The sequence below is a fragment of the Methanobacterium paludis genome, assembly GCF_000214725.1.
GTDB lineage: Archaea > Methanobacteriota > Methanobacteria > Methanobacteriales > Methanobacteriaceae > Methanobacterium_C > Methanobacterium_C paludis.
On sequence record NC_015574.1, the window covers coordinates 557,634 to 577,013 of the forward strand.

Below are 19,380 nucleotides of genomic sequence, written 5' to 3' on the forward strand. Positions count from 1 at the left end.
ATTTATAATTTCTTTGTTTAATTCCATAAAAAATAATGGCTTTTTAAGAACCTCCAATGAATATCTGCCTTAAATATATCTGAATATATTTTATAAAATAGGGGAAAACTTTTATACCGTCAGGTTATATCTGGATATCCTGTTGTATATTGGATAATTTCAATTTTATTAATTTTATAGGTGATATTATTAAGAAGTACGATGTTGTGGTGGTGGGGTCTGGAATCAGTGGTTTATTAACGGCTTTAGCACTCTCAAAGGAAGGTAAATCTGTATTGATTTTGGAAAAATCGGATTACATCGGTGGTGTTTGCCATTCTTATGAAGTTGAGGGCTACCGTTTGGATACGGGTCCACACGCCATAACTCGACTTGAAAACGGGCCTTTTAAAGAATTAATGGATAAATATTTTGATGTTGTTCCCCAATTTGTCCCATTTGGAAAGTACTACGTTAGGATAGGTAGCGAAATAAAGCCATTTCCATGGAACGTTAATGCGTGGCTAAAATTTGGCTTAATCCCTAAAACTGATAGGCTGTTGCTGATGAAATCATTATTCAACACCCTTTACATGATAAATACAGGTAATAATCTATCCAACACCCCCTTATCTGAACTTCTACCCTCAAATATTTCAATTACCGGCAAAAGGTTTATGAATTGGCTTTGTTATTTCACAGTTGGTACTTCCATAGAAAACACATCCCTTTCAAGATTTATAGATAACAAAACTAACAAAAGAGATTCAGTGGGTTACGTTGGAAAATTATACGACCTTTTCATATCAGAGGGTGCTACAGATCAAGGATACCCTAAAGGCGGTCTTCAATCTATAATCCGTTCTATTACTGCATCGTTTCCCAATAAAAAAGTTGAAATCAGGGTTAATGAAGAAGTAACAAATATAGAATGTAATGAAAGAGTTGAAAGGGTAGTTACTAAAGAAAACGTTTATGAATGTGATTCAGTGATTTACTCGGGATTTGCCTCAGATCTACCCAATTTAGTTGACAATTTACCTGTAGATTATGCTGAAAATTTGCTTTCAATTGAGAAGATCAATTCTTTAACCGTATGGATGGGACTGACCAAAAAAATATTTAAAAATTACGGTTCACAGATGTGGATAGATTCAGATCCATTTGCATGGGTTGTTCCAACCTCAAACTACGATCCTGCATTAGCACCCAGAGGAAATCAACTTGTAGGTTTTGCATTTATTTTACCTGAAAAATATAATGTATCAAAGATGAGAAAAAAGGCATTTAATTCCATAGTTGAGATTCAACCAGATATTGAAGGGCACATAGATATGATACATTATCAGGACTTAATTCCAGAAAAGGCATCGTGGAGTATTAATTCAGGTTTTGGGGATGTTAAAACACCGATAAAGAACCTGTACTGTGTCGGAACTGACACAGAAAAGAGAAGTGCGGGTGTTAGCAGAGCTGCTTACTCTGTTTTAAGATGTTTAAATCTTATGAAACACGATGGAAACTTATGATTTCTCGCTTCCAGTATTTACCATTAATAATTTAGATTTTTATGCAGTTTCATCACAGTCCCTAAAATTAAAGTTATGCTGATAGTTTATTCCATGATGATAAAATTGGAATTATTAATAAAAAAAATTTAAAAAAAGAGATTTATCTTTGATTTTAGGGGGTTGTTTTTATAAGGAGCACTGTACAGGGGGCAGAATGAACTACCTTTTCTGTGACGCTTCCAAGGAGATGCTTGTCAATTTTGCTTTTACCTGAACCCATTATGAGCATATTTACCTTTTCATTTTCTGCCACTTTTATTATTTCATCTGCAGGATCCCCTTCTACCAAAACTCTCTTAAATTTTATGTTAGGTTTTTGAAGTTTTTTCTCTAATTTAAACAGTACTTCATTACCCCTTGTTCTCAATTCTTTGACCATCATTTCCTTTACTCTGGTGGGTGTTAGAAATGGTGTGGAAGTTTCAACCACATACACACCAATGATTTCTATTTCCCGATCCCCGAAAAGTTCCAGGGTATGTGCCCCAAGTTCGTCCACGTATTTACCCATACTTGCAATTAAAACTTTTTCATACATCTTATCACACCGAAATATAGATTCTTATAGTTATGTATGCAATATAAACCAACATTAGAACCAAACCCGCCCATCGGGTTAGTTTTTTCTTTCTTGAAGCCATGATAAGCAGTAGGGATGTTACGAAAATCATCACAGGCGCATCAAAGGTCACAGAAAGCCTTTCAATTGGAATTGCCATGAAGAGTGATGGAACACCTATACCTATGAGTATGTTGAAGATGTTACTTCCAAGTATCGTTCCCATTGAAAGACTGTGAAGTCTTTTCATGGCGGAGCTTAATGTTACCACAAGTTCTGGGGCGCTGGTTCCAATTGCCAGGGCAAAAAGTCCGATTATCATCTGGGGTATGTTCATGATCTCTGCAATTCCAACTCCACTCCAGACCATGATTTTGCAGCCAATCACCAGACCAGCAATTCCAACAAGTCCCATAATATAATTTCTTTTCAGGTTGTGCTCTTTTTTAATTCCCTCTTTAATCTCATTTTCATCTCTGTTTTCAACTTCATCTTCTATTTTGAGGTTTTCATTCTCAGCGTTTTCTGCATTATTTTTTTGTTCTAGACTGTGTTCTTTTTGTTTTTTTATTAAAAACCAGAGGTAGACGCAGTAAGCCGCTATCATAATGATTCCGACTGCTGCATTGAGTTTAGTCATAAAGATCATGAAGAACATGAGGATAAGAGCAGTTATAAGGGTCATAATGCCGTCCCTTCTAAGCTCCTCTTTGTTTGTTTCTATAACTCCTGCCACAAATGCAGAAATACCTAGAATACCCGCTATGTTCCAGATGTTGGATCCTATAACCACACCAACCCCAATATCAGGGGTACCACTTAAAATAGCTATAATGGCAGAGCCAAACTCAGGAAGAGACGTTCCAACGGCTGAAGCAGTGACTCCTAAAATAATTTGGGATATTCCCTTAGCTTCTCCTATTTCCACTAAATTGTCTACAAATACGTCTGCTGTTTTTATTACTAAAAACAGTGAGGCAATTAATGCAAGAACATACACGATCACCATATTCATAAATTTCACCAGATTTTAAAAAGTTATATAAAATATTTATAGTCCACCTAGTTGAGTTTGTCAAGCCATGTTGAAGCTTATCAATCAGCTAGGTAAGAGATTGATGCGATAACCTATCCCTCAATTATGACCATCATAATTTTATATAAAAAAAAGTAGAATAGTATTACTTACAGTATTCAAAAATTAGTTTACTAATACTCTAAAATCTCCAAAAAATAGTTTATTTATAGTATACTCCAAAAATAACAGTGCTCAACAGTAAAATGCCAATTAAGATTAATGCAGGATATAATTCAATTACAGGATCGTTGCCACGTTCTAACAGGTTTCTCATAAATGGCAGATTGTACTGGACCCAGAACCAAAAACCAATCCCAATACTGTTTAATCTTAGTCTTTTCTTTTCTTTCTGGATAGCTCTGTATTCTGCATTGAATTCTTCCTTTGGATTGCTACTTAAAAATCCAGATCCAAGCTTATAAACCTGAGATATCTTCAAAACGTCCTTATAGTTTTCCCTGTATTTATGTGCGGCTTTACGCCAGCTTTCACGTTTGGCTTCCTTGCTGCAGTTCTTGATATCTGGTGAACAGTACTTCTGGTTTGGTGATTTGACTTCAAAGGGTTCACCACACCATTTACAGTACTTGATTGCAGTAAAATTTTTACTCATTTTTACACCTTGAATTTCAAGTTTTTAGAAAGATCCTCTTATGAATTTTGATTTATAAAAGGTTAGCTGGTAAAAACCAAGATCGAAATCCACTTGAACAACCATCATAACTTATATAAAAAATACTTTAAAGTTATTACTATTTAAATTGGTTTGTTTTTTGGTGACAAATTGGAGATTTAAGTCATTATATTCCATGGAATTAACAATTTAAGGCCGTTTAAAGTTAAATAAAATGCCAATATCAATAATAATAAACCCATAAACCTCATTATATTAATATACAGTTTTCCTGTCAGGAAGCTGCGGGACTTTCCAGTAACAACTGCCATCACAATCTTAGATCCTATAAGGCAGACGTAGAAACCTAAGATAAACCAGAGAGGACTAAAAATGTTTTGATTGTAAGCGGTAATTATTATAGACCCACCAACAGTTATCCAGAAGAGATAGGGTTGTGGATTTAAAAAATTGACCATCACTCCTTTTGCAAATGATCTTGCTTCTTTTAAATCAATGTTTTCTGTTAAACCTTTAGTTTTTATGCTTTCATAATCTCTTAATTTCTTATTTAAAGTTAAACTATTTAAGATTAAAAAAAATAGACCTAGGATATTCGCAGGACCTTAAAAATATTATTAAAAATCGATTTGTTGTTGAAACTAATTTAAATCAGTCATTTAGAAAATTTAAAATTTAAAAATAAAAATTTAAAAAAATTCATGTAGCATCTGTTTTCATTGATTTACGGTAACTAACCAAATCTTCTACAGTAACAACGGGCATGCTGTGCTTTGTGGCGAAGGCCACTACTTCGGGTAAGCGTGCCATTGTACCATCGGGATTTGTAAGCTCACAGAGTACACCGAATGGTTTCAATCCTGCCATTTTCATCAGGTCAACAGCTGATTCAGTATGTCCCTGACGTTCTAAAACACCACCGGAACGGGCCCTTAATGGGAAAACGTGTCCTGGGTGATTTAGATCTTCAGGTTTAGCATTATCTTCGATAGCAGTTTTAACTGTGGTAAGTCTATCTGCAGCTGACACACCGGTTGTAACACCTTCTGCAGCTTCAATTGATATGGTAAATGCAGTTTTATACTGGCTTGTATTGTTTTCCACCATCAAAGGTAGTCCAAGTTCATGCACCTTGTCATCGTCCAGGCACAGGCAGACAATACCACTGCATTCCCGGATTAACATAGCCATCTGGGATTCGGTGAGGGATTCTGCGGCAAAAATTATGTCCCCTTCATTTTCCCTTTGTTCATCATCTGTGACCAGTACACCACGGCCGCTTTGCAATGATTTTAGGGCATTCTCCACCCTTTCAAGTGGTTCACCGAATTGGGATAATAGATTTTGATTCATGGTATATAACCTCCTTTTTTGAGTGACCTACCAGAACCAGGGCAAAAAAGACGTAGAGTTGCCTAAAGATTATAAACTCGCATTAAACGAATTTAGAAATGTTCGGGCAGCCTTATCCTCTTCAATCCGGACTGTGACCGTCGGCTCTGGTTTTTCACCAGATCTGCTGACCTCCATCAATCGAAGGAGCGCTCGCGGGCTCCCCAGTATAACCTGGGATACCGCCGGTGGGGATTTTCACCCCGCCCTGAGAATAAGTCAATGATACATCACTTTTCATCTTTAAAATATTTATCGTCAAATGATCATGCAAATTTTATTTACAAAATTTTTAGGTGCACCAAAACTTTTATATGGTGTGTGAATAAACAGTTGTTCAAAATAAGTTAGGTGAGCCTAAATGTTTAACGATAAAAAGATCAGCCCAAACATCGAGGAATATCTGGAAGCCATATACAAGATAGAGAAGAATGGTGAGAAGGTCAAAACCACTGAAATCTCAAAAAACCTGGATATAGCCCCCGGAAGTGTTACACAAATGATTAAAAGAATGGAAAAATTAGGATACTTAAATTACTCCCAGTACCAAGGTGTTCAATTAACAGAAAACGGACTTAAAATTGCCAAAAAAATCACAAGAAAACATAGATTACTGGAAAGGTTCCTTTATGATATTTTAAAACTTAAAAAAAATAACTTACACGATCAGGCATGTGAGATGGAACATTCCTTATCTGATGAAGCCGAAGTAGCTCTCTGTCAGGTTTTGGAACATCCTGATAAATGCCCCGACGATGATGAGCTCATTCCAGCATGTGATCTGAAATTTTCAAGTTGCGAAGAATGTATGAAATACAGGTCAAGCGGATCAAGCATAGAAGAAGTTGGAAAACGAAATGAAAATTTAATTTCGGTAATTGAACTAGAAGAACATCAAAAAGCCAAAGTATGCTTTATAAGGGGAGACCACAAGGTTTTAAGACGACTTCTAGACATGGGAATTACCACCGGTGCCACCATAAGTCTTATGAGATTAGCACCGCTGAACGGACCTGTGGAAGTTGCAATAAGGGGGTCAAAATTGGCTCTGGGACGTGAAATAGCCTCTAACATATTTGTGGAATGTTTTAGGGGAGACTAAGGGGATTAATTAATGGATAACAATGAAGACGAAGACTTATCAAAGAAAAATTTAACCATAGCCCTTGCAGGAAACTCAAACGTCGGTAAAAGTGTGGTGTTCAACGAACTTACAGGTTCAAACCAGATAATTGGAAACTGGCCCGGAAAAACCATTGAAAGGGCAGAGGGAAAACTCCACTTTGAGGGTCAGGATATAACTGTGATAGACCTGCCCGGTATTTACTCATTTTCAACTTTTTCAATGGAAGAAATGGTATCCAGGGAGTACATGGCATTTGAAAAACCAGATGTTGTGATCAACGTTGTTGATGCTTCTGTTTTGGAGAGAAACCTGTTTTTCACCCTACAGTTAAAGGAAATGGATGTTCCAATGGTTGTCTGTGTCAATCAGGTGGACATAGCCAAACAAAAAGGAATAGTCATTGACACAGAAAAACTACAGGATATGCTAGGAGTACCTGTTGTATCCACAGTGGCAGTGAGGGGTGAAGGGCTCCATGAACTAATGGAAAAAACCGTGGAACTTGCCCAGAAAAAACCTCAAATAAAAACGATGGAGTATGGTGCGGAAGTTGAAAAACGAATAGAGAAATTGAGGGAAACAATCGAATCTGAAAACCTTGATTTAGGATATCCACCTCGATGGGTCGCTATAAAGTTACTTGAAAACGATCCAGAGATTAAGGAACTGGTGGAATCCAGATCAAAGAAGGTTTCAAGATCAGTGTATGACATGTCCCAGGAAATAGAAGAAATTCATCAAGAACCTGTTTTTGCAGTCATAGCCTCTGAAAGGTATTCACTTGCAAATAAAATTGCATTTGAGGCCCAGATACAAAGTGAAGTGAACATTACATTTTCTGAAAGGTTGGACAGACTCTTCACACACAGGGTATGGGGTTACGTGATGGCAGTTGCTGTGCTGGGAGGACTGCTTTTATGGACATTTGTGGTTGGAGATTTCTTCTCAGGTTTACTTTCAAATGCTTTCAGCTTCTACCAACCAGTAGACCCTAAAGTAACAGGTTCTATGGCGAGTATACTTTGGAATGGGGCATTTGGAGGTATTGTAGCAGGAGTTACCCTCGTAATTCCATTTGTAATTCCATTTTATCTTATGCTCAGTGCGGTTGAAAATTCTGGAGTGCTGACAAGGGTGGCATTCATGATGGACAGTGCAATGCACAAGATAGGACTGCATGGAAAAGCCATAATACCCATGATCCTGGGTTACGGATGTAACGTTCCTGCAATTGACAGTACCAGGATTTTGGAGACTCGGCGTGAAAGATTATTAGCATCGTTTGCCATCACATTCACGCCATGTGCAGCCAGAACAATCGTTATACTGGGTCTTGTAGCAGTGTTTGTCAACATATGGTGGGCTCTTGCACTTTACGTAATTGACCTTATGGTGATATTCGTATTGGGCAGGATTGCTTTGAAGGTTGTACCTGGAGAATCAACAGGACTGATAATGGAGTTAAGCTCATTTAAAGTTCCATCTTTAACAGCCATGTTCAAACAAACATGGTCAAGAACCAAGTCATTGATATATCTGGTTTTCCCACTGTACATAATTGGAAGCGCAGCCATACAGGCTTTATATGCTTGGGGTGTTCTTACACCTATAAGCAATGTTCTTGCACCACTTACAGTTGGATGGTTAGGTCTCCCCCTATTTGCCGGCATACTACTCATATTTGGAGCTGTCAGAAAGGAATTCACACTACTGATGCTGGTGGCTCTGGTTGGTACGAACTTCGCAGCATTTTTAACACCGGTTCAGTTAATAGTACTGGCACTTGTAAGCCTGCTTTTCATACCATGTATATCCACAATCGCCATACTGGCTCGTGAATTTGGATGGAAAGCCACAGGGGCCATATCACTGGCCAACTTTGCCTCTGCAATGATTATTGGAGGTATAGCTTTCAGGGTGCTTAGTTTAGTATTCTAAGTAAATCTATAAGTTAAACTTGGTTAAATCTCTAAATTTACCCTAACCTGTCATTGGGGAAAAATTTTATTTTTTTTTTAAATTCAATGAAAACTTATGAAATCTCCTAAAAAAGGTTAAGTTTATTAAAGAAATGATAGTTAGAATTGTACTTACATCCTAATTATTTAATCATTTAATACAATTTAAAAGAATTTACTATCCGTATTGAAATTAATAAGCAGATATAAATAATTTATTAGACTAACTTAGAAAGTAAACGGAGATTAATATAATGTCAAAGTTAACAAAATTATTGATAATTATTGCGGCGTTTTTAGCAATAGTTATTGGCTATTCCTATGCTGCTGCAGCAAATGGTCCTGTAGAACCGTTAGGAAGAGCAGCATTTGTTAAATTTATGAATCCTGATTTTTATCCCGGACATCCTCATTCCCAGCTCCTTGCTAAATATGCAGAAGATCGTGGATCCCAGTGTGCACTTGTTGTACACTTTGCAGGAAGCTCGAGTTACAAAAGTTACCAGCAAGGTGACGTCTACATAATTGAAATGGGATTTGTAGATTCAGCCGGTGCAAAAGAAGATATAGATTGGGGGCAGGCGATTCAATACTTCTTATTTGGAGTTCCAGATGACAAATGGACTTATAGGGTAAATGGTATAGAATTCAGCAACTTCACAGACGCCATGAATGAAGTTACAAAAGAAGCGCAGGAACATGGTCAGGTGGGACCAATTCCAATGGTTTGGCATGGAAGTGCCAGAGCTGGAAGTCCTATAATCAATCCCGGCTGCGGATTCCCACTCTACTACTACATATGCTGGAAGGAGTACGGTCGTTTTGCAGCATACTACTACGTGGTTCAAGGACTGATATTCCCATATCTCAACAGCCCATTCGCACAATATGAATTGACAAACGCTCAGCAACTCCAGACTGCTTACACATCCGATCGTTTGGATTATACTGTACTCAGTACGAGTGAAAAACAGGGAATTAACCAATCTTTGACGAATTCTGCGCTGTTCCCGAGTGTTTATCAGGAAATAGTTTCACAAACCGAAACTCCACAGGCTGCAGTTAACTACGATTGAATAAAAAATAAATAAATCCATTTTTTATTCCTTTTTTTTAATTTATTCCTTTTTTAAGAAGATCTTTTTTGTTGAACTTGTTAAAAGGACTTTTAGATGCATAGTTTTAGCAGACTCCAATTTAACGGAAATAGAATTTACACTAAAAATTCTAAATCAGCTAACCTATAAAATCTAAAACTACCATAAAAAGTGTATATACTCTAAAAGAATAATCTAAAAGGACTTTTTTTATTCAATAATTGGGAATGAGTTTAAAAATGATTTTTAATTCGTAATTTTTAATTTATGAAATGACTTTTTTTACGGTAAAGACAAATCTTTTAATGAATGATGTTTTTTCATATAGCTTTTGATAAATGACGTTTTTCTACTAAAAAAATAAATTAAGGAATATTTTCAGATCATTTCCTTGATAACAGCTGCAATGGTTTTAAGAAGCATAGGGCCGTCCATCTGCATCTGTCGGAAGATGTAACCTGGTCGGAGGTAGAATTTACGAAAAGCTGTGTTTTGCATCTTTTTAAGCTCTTCTAAGGAGCATTCCATGGTTTCCAGAATAGGGGAAATGAGTGTGTATTTGGACCAATCTTTGACCTTGATCAGGTTCTTCTCCAGTGTCTGCTGGTAAAACCTGGTTCCAGGATATGGTGTGGCCAGGCTGAAAACAGCGTAGGATGGGTTCAACTCTTTCACAAATTTCACAGTCCTTTTTATACTCTCTTTGGTGTCTCCGGGCATTCCCAGCACAACCGAAGCAATGGTACGCATTTTCTCTTTTTTGGAAAGTTCGAACGCACTTCGAATCTTTGCAATACTTGTGTTTTTATTCACCTCATCAAGAACCTGTTGATCTGCAGATTCTACACCCATAAACATGGCAATACATCCAGCTTCCCTCATCTGCTTTATTACATCCCCTGATAAAGTATCTACCCGGGCAGTGCATCCCCAAAGTACATCAAGGTCCCTTTTTTTGATCTCTTCACATATTTCAAGCACCCTCTTCCTGCGTAGTGTGAAAGTGTCATCCATGAAGGCTATGGTTCCCACATTATGGTCCTTTACAAGGTGCTCCATCTCATCCACAACATTTTTTGGAGATCTTAAACGCAGTTTAGGCCCGTGAAGGGCAGCAGAAGCGCAAAAAGAGCATTGCATGGGACAGCCGCGGGTGGTGATCATGGTGGACATGTTGGTTTTCATGTTGAAGAGTTTGTAATGATCCATTGGAAGCAAGTGTCTTGCAGGGAATGGTAAATTGTCCAGGTCAGTTATGGGCGGACGTACGGGTGTAACCGTATCTTTAAATGCTATTCCTTTAACTTCAGCTAGATCACCACCATTTTCCAGGGTTTTCACAAGGTCAAGCATGGTGTACTCTCCCTCACCTCTGACCACCACGTCGACAGAATCACTCTCTAAAACTTCCTCATAGTTGAAGGTCGGATGGTAACCACCCATTACAATTACAGTATCTGGACAGGTCTTTCTTGTTATATCTGCACTTTTCAAGGCCTGACTTATTGTGGGAGTTAAGGCAGTGATGGCCACAACATCCGGTGGAGCCATCTTAAGTTCAGCTTCCAGATCTTCCCAGGTCATTTCCAGGGCAGAAGCATCTATAATGCTCACGTTGATTCCATTTTCTTCAAGAACAGCTGCCATATAAGCGATTCCAAGAGGCGGGGCCACCACTCCTATGAATTTGTACTTGGAACTAGTTTGGGGTGGATTTATAAATGTTACTTTCATTTATTCACCTGTTTTCATTTATTTACACATATCTATAATCTATTTAAGTTTTAATAACTTGAACTATTTATGTACTGAAGTTTCTATACTTAAAACCTTTGAAACTAAATTGTAAAACATTACAGAGTATGAAAATTTTTATTCGTGAGGCATACAAAGCTGTGGAGCCCAAGTTATAGATAAAATTCACAACATATAAAGGGTCATGTTTTCATGTTAAATAAAATAAATAATACTCATTGGGTGAATTAAAAATGTACGATGTATTAGTGGTAGGTACAGGACCTGCAGGGTGTATGACAGCAAAAATGACGGCTGAAGCGGGTTATAAAGTTTTATTAGTGGAAAAGATGCAGTTACCGCGGGAAAAATCCTGTTCAGGCATCTTAATAAAAAAATCAATCGATATGGTTGAAGGTGAATTTGGAAAAATACCTGATGCTGTTTTATGCAGACCCACTAAAAATAAGGGAATTATCATTAATGATGAGGAAAATAGGGTCTTTAAATTTGAAAGCGAAGGTCTTAACGTATGGAGAAACCTGTTTGACCAATGGTTGGTTTCAGGGGCAGAGAATGCTGGTGTTGAATTTAGACAGTCAACTGCAGTTATCTCCTGTGAGGAAATGCAGGATCATGTGCTGGTCACGTTGCAGGGCAACGAGATCTATCATGAAAGAGCAAAGATCGTTGTTGCAGGTGATGGAGCAGCCAGTAACCTTAAAAAGAACCTTTTGAAGACACAGGACAGTTATATTTTTACTTATCAAACCTTCTGCAGCGGCACCGTAGATCTGGACTACAACTTTTTCCATGCCTTCATGCAACCCCAGTTATCCCAGTACGATGCATGGTTCAATGTAAAAGATGATTTTCTAATTTTTGGGATAGCTGTCAAGGATTTCAACAAAATAAAAGGTTATCATGAGAAGTTTCTCTCATTTCTTGCTTCAAACTTCAAAGCTGAAATAAAATCATTTGTTAAAGGGGAAGTAGGCATAATGCCTTGTGTTCTACCTGAATACCGTGTTGATTTAGGAATAGGAAGGGTGTTATTTGTAGGTGAAGCCGCCAATTTTCTTAATCCTATTGGAGAAGGAATATCAAGTGCACTTGCAAGTGGTTATGCTGCAGCAGAAGCAATAAAATCTACATATGACGTAAGTGAGGATGTTGATGTGCCGGCCTTGTTAAATGCTTATGAAAAGAATGTTGAACCGGATAAACAGTACATGATCAGGCAGTGGAAACTCTTAGCCAGAATTTCTCCCAAATTCTCCCATCTGGGATAGACAATATCCTTTAAAAAAGTGCTCCTAATGTTCTATGTGGAGTTGTGTGATTTAAATAAATGATAATTCCCAATAAAATTAGGGATAACGGAATTCCTATAAAATAACCTGATCTGGAGTTAGGTGGCCATTTTCCTTTAGGATGTTTATGGTAAGCCATCTATCATGTTATATACGGTTGTTGTTGGTTTTGACCCTACTTTCTGGAAGAGTGCAATTGCAGCAGGAATTTCTACTTCACTTCTCCTCTTTTCAAGGGCTTCTTTACTTTCCCACACACATTCAATTACATAAATCTCAGTTTCTTTACTATCATTCAATAGATAAGAGGCTATCAAACCGTCAGGCAAATGTTTCAAAGATCTATAAGCTGCTTCAAACTCGTCTGATTTAGAAGAAGGAACATTTCCCTTAACAAATGTTATAACTTCCATATTATCACCCTTAATTTATCTGTATTTTGTAGAATTAATAATTAAAGATAGAGAATTAATCTATTAAATGCCTAATTTTAAGAATTAATTTCCTTTACCCGGGCCATATGGCTGCAAGTTTGAAAATTTAATTTTCTATCATAGTTATTGAGCTGCAGTTTGAGAATTAATTCTTTATCAGGTTTATGGAGTTACAGTTTGAGAGTTAAATTTTTTTATCAAGTACATGATGTTGAGAATTATTTTCATGTTTAAACAGTTGATAAGTAACAAGAAATCATTTCAAATCTTTTAAACATTTTTTAACATTTTTAAAGTGAATTTTTCCTACTTCAGGAAGTAGCTCCCGTTTTATATCTTCGGGTTTAGATTTTCTAAGATCGATGTTGTATTTTCTGTTTAATTTGTCTACTTCATTTTCAAAAATGTATTTAGCTATAATGCTGGCTGCTGCAACAGCAGTTTCAGATTCAGCCCCTGATTTTTGAATGATTTTGAGGTTGGTTTTATCAACCTTTTCAAGTCTGTAATGGGTTTTTTCAAAATCAAACTTGTCGATGACCACTTTAGCTTTTTTAAACTGGATTTTTTCTAAAAGATCTTGAATTACAGCAGAATGAGCCCATGCCATCATATCGTTAAGGTTTTTATTTTCCCTCCGGAATCTGGAGTAGAGATCGTTGTACTTTTTGGGCCTTAATACAATTGAGCGATGTTCAAAACTCATTTTTTTAAGTTCTTCGGCAATTTCCATTAATTTCGTTTTCTTAATGGTTTTACTGTCCCTGACTCCCAACTTTCTTAAGTTCAATATGTCCTCTGCCGACAGGGCTGTTGCAACCACAACCAGAGGGCCGTACCATTCCCCTTTGCCAGTTTCATCCGAACCTAAAATATAATCGTATACTTCTTCTCTTTCCAAAATAGCATTAGTTACCCTTTTAGAATCTTCACTGCCGTTATGAACCAGTTTACCTGATTTATAAAGGACTATGCTGATATTTCCGTCTTTAACACGTAGTAATTCGTATTCAGTAGTAGAAGTAGCTTTTTTTAATCCTCTCTGTGAAATAAAACTTTTTAAGTTCTCGATTTCATGTGCATTGAGAGTTAGGGATGTTACCTTCATGTAATTGGTTATATATGGTTTTGTTATTACCTTTTTTTATCTATCAAAAAATGTTTATTTTCTTTATAATGCTTTTTTTTCTTTAAATAGCATCACGGAGTGTATATTTGCCCTTGCATTTTATAACAGTATCTTGTTTAATATGCTCCTTAAGCTAAGAGAAGGGTTTTCTATTTAAATTGGAGGGTATCTTCTTACAAACCAGTGGATTTCAGAAGAACCTAAATGTGATTGGATATTTCTTCTCTTTCCAAAATAGCGTTAATTACCATTTTAGAATCATCACTGCCGTTATGAACCAGTTTGCCAGATTTATAAAGGGTAATACTGATTGTACCGTCCTTAACACGCAGTAATTCATATTCATTGATGGGATCAGCCTTTTCTAACCCTTTTTTTGAAATAAAACTTTTTAAGTTCTCGATTTCAGGTGCTTTAATGGTTAGGGATGTTATCTTCATACCGATTATTTATGTCTGATTTTATTATTATTTGTTTTTATTGTATGAAAATCATGAAAACATTTCATTTTCTTTTAATGAACTATTTCCTTTAAGCTTCTTTAAATATCTAATAAAAGGGTTTTATTTGTTTATAAACTTTTTTTATGGTAATATATCATACTCCTTTAAGAGAGCATAAAGTTGTGGTCTTTTAATAACTCTGAATGTTTTATAAACCTCAATTATTCCTTTTAAAAATTTAGATAGAGCAGACGCAACTTCATAAATTCCAATAAATTGGATTGCAGATAGGAGCAGGGATATCAGACCAGTCACGCTGAAACTTAGATTAACATTAACTATGTCCATAAAATGATTGATAAGGAGGTTCACAACTAAAAAAAGCCCTAAACCAACGATAAACTGAACTGTGGCTACGAGAAATGATTCACCTGCAATTACCATTGATGTTTTTACTTTTTCATGTAAATCACTCATTGCTATTATGTAGGTAAAAATTAAAAGAGATAAAGTGGCTGAACTCAAAACAAAAACTTCAACAAGGCTTAAAATCTGATCAGAATTATGCAATGCAAAATTACTATTGATCCACGGTGTTACGAAAATTATGACAAATATAAAACTCAGATAAGGAGATATTAAATTAATGATTTTGTAAAAAAATCTTATAAGATATGTTACATTAAGTTTTGGATTCCTGTTCATTAGGGTCAAATCTCCATTTTAGAATTTTAAATTCATTTTTTAGATGTTTTATAGTACCTTATTCTAATTAAAATGGTTTATTCTAATTAAAATGGTCAAATTTTCATGATACATGTTTTAACAATTTTTATCATGCATAGGATCGATACTTAAATTCAAGAATTTTTATTTAAAATAAGATATAAAAAGAGTTTTTCCCAAGTCCCACCAGATTTGTACCCAATTTTTTTTATTCATTTCCTGCTTGGATCATTCAATAATGAATTTGATCTTTTCTGTATTTGGACTCGGTTAGAACAGATGGTCTATCCCGTTAAAAAAACATTTTTTAATGTAATTTTTAGCAATTTTCATCATCAAAAAGACTGAAAACCACTAAAAAAATATTTTTTTAGGTTGTCTAATAATTCAAAATCTGTGAAAATTAAGAGCAAAAATAGCTTTAAATTTAAAAATAAACAAAATTTGTATGTCAAAATATTAGTGGAAATCCTAATTTTATAAAAAAATAAAAAATGGGGTTGTTTTAGTCCACTTTTATGGTGGAAATTATTTTTTGGAACGTTGGAATTGAATCCTCGAAAACACTGGAATTTTGAGTTAGATCGGTACCGTTTTGTGCTGTTGTATCTGTCTCTACTACCGATGTTGGATTGAACTGCAGCATGTACGCCATCTGATCCTTTATAATTATTGCGAAGAATGTTTCTGAGCTTGTGTTGTCCGGGTTTGTGAAGTTCACTAACATCTCGTTGACGATTAAGCCGTTGATGTTTGTAGTGTTTTCACTGAGTATTGTTGCATTTGAATCCTTCAAATCTTCTTTATTCCGGTCTAAGAAGTTCTGAGCGGAGTTTGCACCGAAATCAGATAAACTGTACTTCTGGACCATAAGGTCGTAACTTCCATCTGACGAGCTTAAAGATCCAAGGGTAGTTCCAGACAATATACCAATGAAATCCCCTGCTAAAATTTCATCCATAATACCTGAAGATTCAGACCAATCCTGAGGATACTCAAAACTTATTCCTCCATTTGAAAAGGTTTTGGTTCCATTTGAATTTGCAGATGCCGTGATAATAGGTGCAGTAAATTTAACCACTAAAAGTATCGTTAACAAGATTAATCCAAAGATAACCAAGGCTGCTCTCTTTTTATCCATAATAAAACACCAAATATTAATATAATCAACTCATATTTAAAGTTATTATTCAAGGAAGTCAAAAAAAAGTTTAATATGAGTTTACAGAGGAGCTAACAATTTTGTTGTACATTTGTTTTACTATTAAAGAAAACTAGTTAAGCCGTAGATCGAAGAATACAAAATTAAAAGGTGTTTTGTTCTATTATGTTGAAAAACGAACTTCTACATGCAGAATATCATTATAATTCTTTAGTTTTTCTGGTTTAAGGAACTGAAACTGTTATGTTATTTCCAGTATAAGATTTTAGAATATCGTAGTAGGTTATATCCCATTTGGTCCCAGTGTACTTTGCATCAACAAGTGTGTAATATGAATTCCATTTAAACTGTTTAACCACTGGGAGGTTATTTGCAATGTTTATAGCATTTTGGGCAGAACTATAGTTACCATTTTCAATTGAAGGAGTATTAAATGTTCTAACATTTGATTCCTGATCAGACCATGTATTATATTCTGATACAATATAACTGCTGTTTTGAGCATTAATTTTCACAACATTCCATTCGAACATATCAGTGGTAGGATAAACAGATATTTGATTGTAATTCCCATTTAATGTAGGAGTTTCGTTTTCAAGAACATTAAATTTCTCGCATGCCCTTATCCCTCCAAATGATATTAGGATAATCATGAAAATGGCCATAGCAGCTTTTTTATACTTGTAATCCAGTTTCAAATATAAGATAATTAGTACTATGGCTGCAATTATGATGGTTAAACCATCTAAAGATTGATAGATTCCAGCTGCGTATCTTGTAACTGAAAATGGAAAGAACAGAGGAATTCCTAGTGTTGTGAGATAATCCAGGAATAGATGGATTAGAACACCAAAATATGCAATTGCAATGGTGGTTTTTGTAAACTTTACGGATATGTCACGTCGTATTAGGTTGCTGATAAATCCATTCACCTGTTTTCTTGATATTACATACAAGAAGATGGTAGATGTTACCAAACCAAAGATAAAAGAATGTGTAATTCCCCTGTGTGAAAAAATGAAAAACTGTGGAGCTAAAATACCAATCCAAGCCACAAAGATGGTATCAAAATCCGGTGAAATTCCACCAAAACCTCCTGCAAGTTTATTCTTACTTTTCACAGCGACTAATATTATGTATGGAACCAGAAAATGTGTAATTAAATCCATAGTTTATTCACCATAAGTTGAAATGTGTAACCTGCGAATTATTGAGAGTTTTTAATTGAATTCCAATTGATATAAATTAAATGTGTTCTTCAAAGAATTAATGTGTTCTCAAAGGATCTTTAATTTTAGTTGTGATATTGTATTTTCATCATGCAAAAAATGGATAATATTTTATCTTTTAAATCTTATTGGATATATTGGTGAGATACATGGGTTTATTTGATGTTAATCCAAACGAAAATGAGATGATCAAATGAAATTATCTTCACTTATTGTTGATGTCAGCTTCTTTGGATATATATTGGTATGTATCTTTCTTTATGTTAAAGGAAGAGCTAAAATAATACTACATCCTATTTTAGCTATTTTTACGGGATTTGCAGTAACATTTGCCATTGATTTTATTTTATTTGCATTTTTTGCCTATTTTAATGTTGTTAATTTAGTATCCGCATTGTTAACATTAGCAATTGCAGCGTTTATTGGAGGATTCGTAGCAACATTCCTTTCAAGAGAGAATAAAGCGATAATAGGACTTTGGGAAGGGATAATTTTTGGGATGATCTTGTTAATAACAATATTTGTTTACGCATCTACAAACATTGAATTTCTTAATAGGAATATTTTGTTAGCGTTTTTTGTTATTTGTTTAGTATTTGCGGGAATTGGCGGATTCATAGCTGAAAAAATTTCAACGAGATGTTCTGTGATGGGACTTTTTGATGATTATAAAAAGAAATCTTTGGTCAAAAAGGCTATTAATTTCATGACTCAAGAGAAATATCAATCATTAACCGGTTTTAATAATGCGTTGGAGTTCGCTAATGAAGCATTGGAACTGGATCCAAATTACGCTCTAGCATGGCATATAAAAGGTGGTGCACTTATAGGGATGGCGAAGCCTGAAGAAGGACTTAAATGTTTGGATAATGCTATAGAACTAGATCCTGAATTAGGACTTCCATGGTATGGTAAAGGTTTGGTTTCTCAGAAGTTAGGTAAATATGAAGAAGCTATTGATTATTATAACAAAGCTTTGAAATTAGGTTTAAAAAACTTTGATAATCTTCATGTTGATATTCTTTATAGGAAAGGCATAATTTTAACAGAACTTGGTAAATATAAAGCGGCAATTGGACCGTTTGATAAAGCCTTAAAAATAGATCCTAACTTTGTAGATGTATGGACTGCTAGGGGCATGGTTTCTTTGATGTTAAATAAATCCGAGGAAGCACTTGGATATTATGATAAAGCTTTGAAAGTGGATCCTCAAAATTTTGGAGCTTTTATGGGTAAATATATGGCTCTTATGGATCTTGATAAGCATCAAGAAAGTTTGGAATATTTAGATAAAGTTTTAGAAATTGAATCTCAGCAGGCTTCACTTTGGGCTAGCCGGGGAATACTTCTTAATCAATTGGGAAGGTATGAAGAAGCCATAATATGCTTGAATAAAGCTTTAAAATTAGACCAAAAAGAACCACGTGCATGGAAAACTAAAGGAAAAAGCCTTGTAAGACTAAAAAGACCTGAAGAAGCTTTAAAGAGTCTTGAAGAAGCATTAAAGTTAGACCCAAAAAATTCTGATGCATGGTTTACTAAAGGTTTAGCATTTAACCAGCTTGCAAAGTTTAAAGAATCTCTAAATTGTTTTGAAAAATCTTTGAACTTAAATCCAGATAATGCTGATGCATGGTATGGTAAAGGTTTATCACTTGAAGAACTTGAAAAGCCAGAAAAAGCCTTAAAAAGTTATGATAAAGCACTTGAATTAAAAATTGACTTTAAACCTGCTAAAGAAGGTAAAGAAAGAATTTTAGCTTCTAAATTTAACGAGTTGTGATTTTATGAAATTTTTTAGTGGATTTAAAGAGAA

The 19,380-nt window shown here is 35.2% G+C and carries 18 protein-coding genes and 1 riboswitch; of the genes, 6 read left to right on the top strand and 12 right to left on the bottom strand.

From position 1 onward, the window contains the following. Positions 1-149 precede the first annotated feature (149 nt). Entirely contained in the window at positions 150-1,508 is a 1,359-nt protein-coding gene (locus tag MSWAN_RS02580) for a phytoene desaturase family protein (RefSeq protein ID WP_013825056.1), read from the top strand. Between the two features lie 154 nt (positions 1,509-1,662). Here MSWAN_RS02580 and MSWAN_RS02585 read toward each other — a convergent pair whose 3' ends face one another. The 5 genes from MSWAN_RS02585 to ribB form a co-directional block, all read right to left on the bottom strand. Next, on the bottom strand, positions 1,663-2,088 hold the full coding sequence (locus tag MSWAN_RS02585) for a universal stress protein (RefSeq protein ID WP_013825057.1): 426 nt from the start codon (positions 2,086-2,088) through the stop codon (positions 1,663-1,665). A gap of 4 nt (positions 2,089-2,092) precedes the next feature. Further along, positions 2,093-3,124, bottom strand: coding sequence for a calcium/sodium antiporter (locus MSWAN_RS02590; RefSeq protein ID WP_013825058.1), 1,032 nt, complete (start codon positions 3,122-3,124; stop codon positions 2,093-2,095). Between the two features lie 223 nt (positions 3,125-3,347). After that, entirely contained in the window at positions 3,348-3,800 is a 453-nt protein-coding gene (locus tag MSWAN_RS02595; protein ID WP_013825059.1) for a hypothetical protein, read from the bottom strand. Positions 3,801-3,979: 179 nt separating this feature from the next. Further along, positions 3,980-4,414, bottom strand: coding sequence for a LysE family transporter (locus MSWAN_RS12430; RefSeq protein ID WP_320406977.1), 435 nt, complete (start codon positions 4,412-4,414; stop codon positions 3,980-3,982). 106 nt (positions 4,415-4,520) lie between these two features. Continuing rightward, a complete protein-coding gene (gene ribB, locus MSWAN_RS02600) occupies positions 4,521-5,174 on the bottom strand; it encodes a 3,4-dihydroxy-2-butanone-4-phosphate synthase (RefSeq protein WP_013825060.1) in 654 nt (217 codons plus the stop codon). 110 nt (positions 5,175-5,284) lie between these two features. Next, positions 5,285-5,433, bottom strand: a riboswitch (FMN riboswitch). A gap of 141 nt (positions 5,434-5,574) precedes the next feature. Here ribB and MSWAN_RS02605 point away from each other — a divergent pair. From MSWAN_RS02605 to MSWAN_RS02615, 3 genes are all read left to right on the top strand, one after another. Then, positions 5,575-6,315, top strand: coding sequence for a metal-dependent transcriptional regulator (locus tag MSWAN_RS02605; protein ID WP_013825061.1), 741 nt, complete (start codon positions 5,575-5,577; stop codon positions 6,313-6,315). Positions 6,316-6,327: 12 nt separating this feature from the next. Then, a complete protein-coding gene (gene feoB / locus MSWAN_RS02610; protein WP_013825062.1) occupies positions 6,328-8,277 on the top strand; it encodes a ferrous iron transport protein B in 1,950 nt (649 codons plus the stop codon). 274 nt (positions 8,278-8,551) lie between these two features. Then, complete coding sequence (locus MSWAN_RS02615) at positions 8,552-9,373, top strand: hypothetical protein (protein WP_013825063.1); 822 nt, start codon at positions 8,552-8,554, stop codon at positions 9,371-9,373. A gap of 399 nt (positions 9,374-9,772) precedes the next feature. Here the strand turns inward: MSWAN_RS02615 and MSWAN_RS02620 are convergent, their stop codons facing one another. Continuing rightward, on the bottom strand, positions 9,773-11,128 hold the full coding sequence (locus tag MSWAN_RS02620; RefSeq protein ID WP_013825064.1) for a B12-binding domain-containing radical SAM protein: 1,356 nt from the start codon (positions 11,126-11,128) through the stop codon (positions 9,773-9,775). A gap of 254 nt (positions 11,129-11,382) precedes the next feature. On the opposite strand from MSWAN_RS02620, the gene MSWAN_RS02625 reads away from it, so the two are divergent. After that, positions 11,383-12,420: an NAD(P)/FAD-dependent oxidoreductase gene (locus tag MSWAN_RS02625; protein WP_013825065.1), complete on the top strand. Its 1,038-nt coding sequence runs from the start codon at positions 11,383-11,385 to the stop codon at positions 12,418-12,420. Between the two features lie 146 nt (positions 12,421-12,566). Here MSWAN_RS02625 and MSWAN_RS02630 read toward each other — a convergent pair whose 3' ends face one another. The 6 genes from MSWAN_RS02630 to MSWAN_RS02655 all read right to left on the bottom strand — a co-directional run bounded on the left by MSWAN_RS02630 (position 12,567) and on the right by MSWAN_RS02655 (position 17,504). Then, positions 12,567-12,854: an antibiotic biosynthesis monooxygenase gene (locus MSWAN_RS02630; RefSeq protein ID WP_013825066.1), complete on the bottom strand. Its 288-nt coding sequence runs from the start codon at positions 12,852-12,854 to the stop codon at positions 12,567-12,569. 277 nt (positions 12,855-13,131) lie between these two features. Next, positions 13,132-13,983: a ribonuclease HIII gene (locus MSWAN_RS02635; protein ID WP_013825067.1), complete on the bottom strand. Its 852-nt coding sequence runs from the start codon at positions 13,981-13,983 to the stop codon at positions 13,132-13,134. A gap of 221 nt (positions 13,984-14,204) precedes the next feature. Continuing rightward, the gene (locus tag MSWAN_RS02640) at positions 14,205-14,444 is read right to left on the bottom strand and encodes a hypothetical protein (RefSeq protein ID WP_013825068.1); all 240 of its coding nucleotides are present in this window, start codon (positions 14,442-14,444) and stop codon (positions 14,205-14,207) included. A gap of 144 nt (positions 14,445-14,588) precedes the next feature. Beyond that, a complete protein-coding gene (locus MSWAN_RS02645; RefSeq protein ID WP_227716984.1) occupies positions 14,589-15,017 on the bottom strand; it encodes a hypothetical protein in 429 nt (142 codons plus the stop codon). Positions 15,018-15,678: 661 nt separating this feature from the next. Further along, positions 15,679-16,314, bottom strand: coding sequence for a hypothetical protein (locus tag MSWAN_RS02650; protein WP_013825070.1), 636 nt, complete (start codon positions 16,312-16,314; stop codon positions 15,679-15,681). A 245-nt stretch (positions 16,315-16,559) separates the two neighbouring features. Next, positions 16,560-17,504, bottom strand: a complete 945-nt coding sequence (locus MSWAN_RS02655) for a metal-dependent hydrolase (protein WP_013825071.1) — start codon at positions 17,502-17,504, stop codon at positions 16,560-16,562. Positions 17,505-17,757: 253 nt separating this feature from the next. Here MSWAN_RS02655 and MSWAN_RS02660 point away from each other — a divergent pair, with 253 nt between their 5' ends. Continuing rightward, positions 17,758-19,347: a tetratricopeptide repeat protein gene (locus MSWAN_RS02660; protein WP_013825072.1), complete on the top strand. Its 1,590-nt coding sequence runs from the start codon at positions 17,758-17,760 to the stop codon at positions 19,345-19,347. Positions 19,348-19,380: the final 33 nt, after the last annotated feature.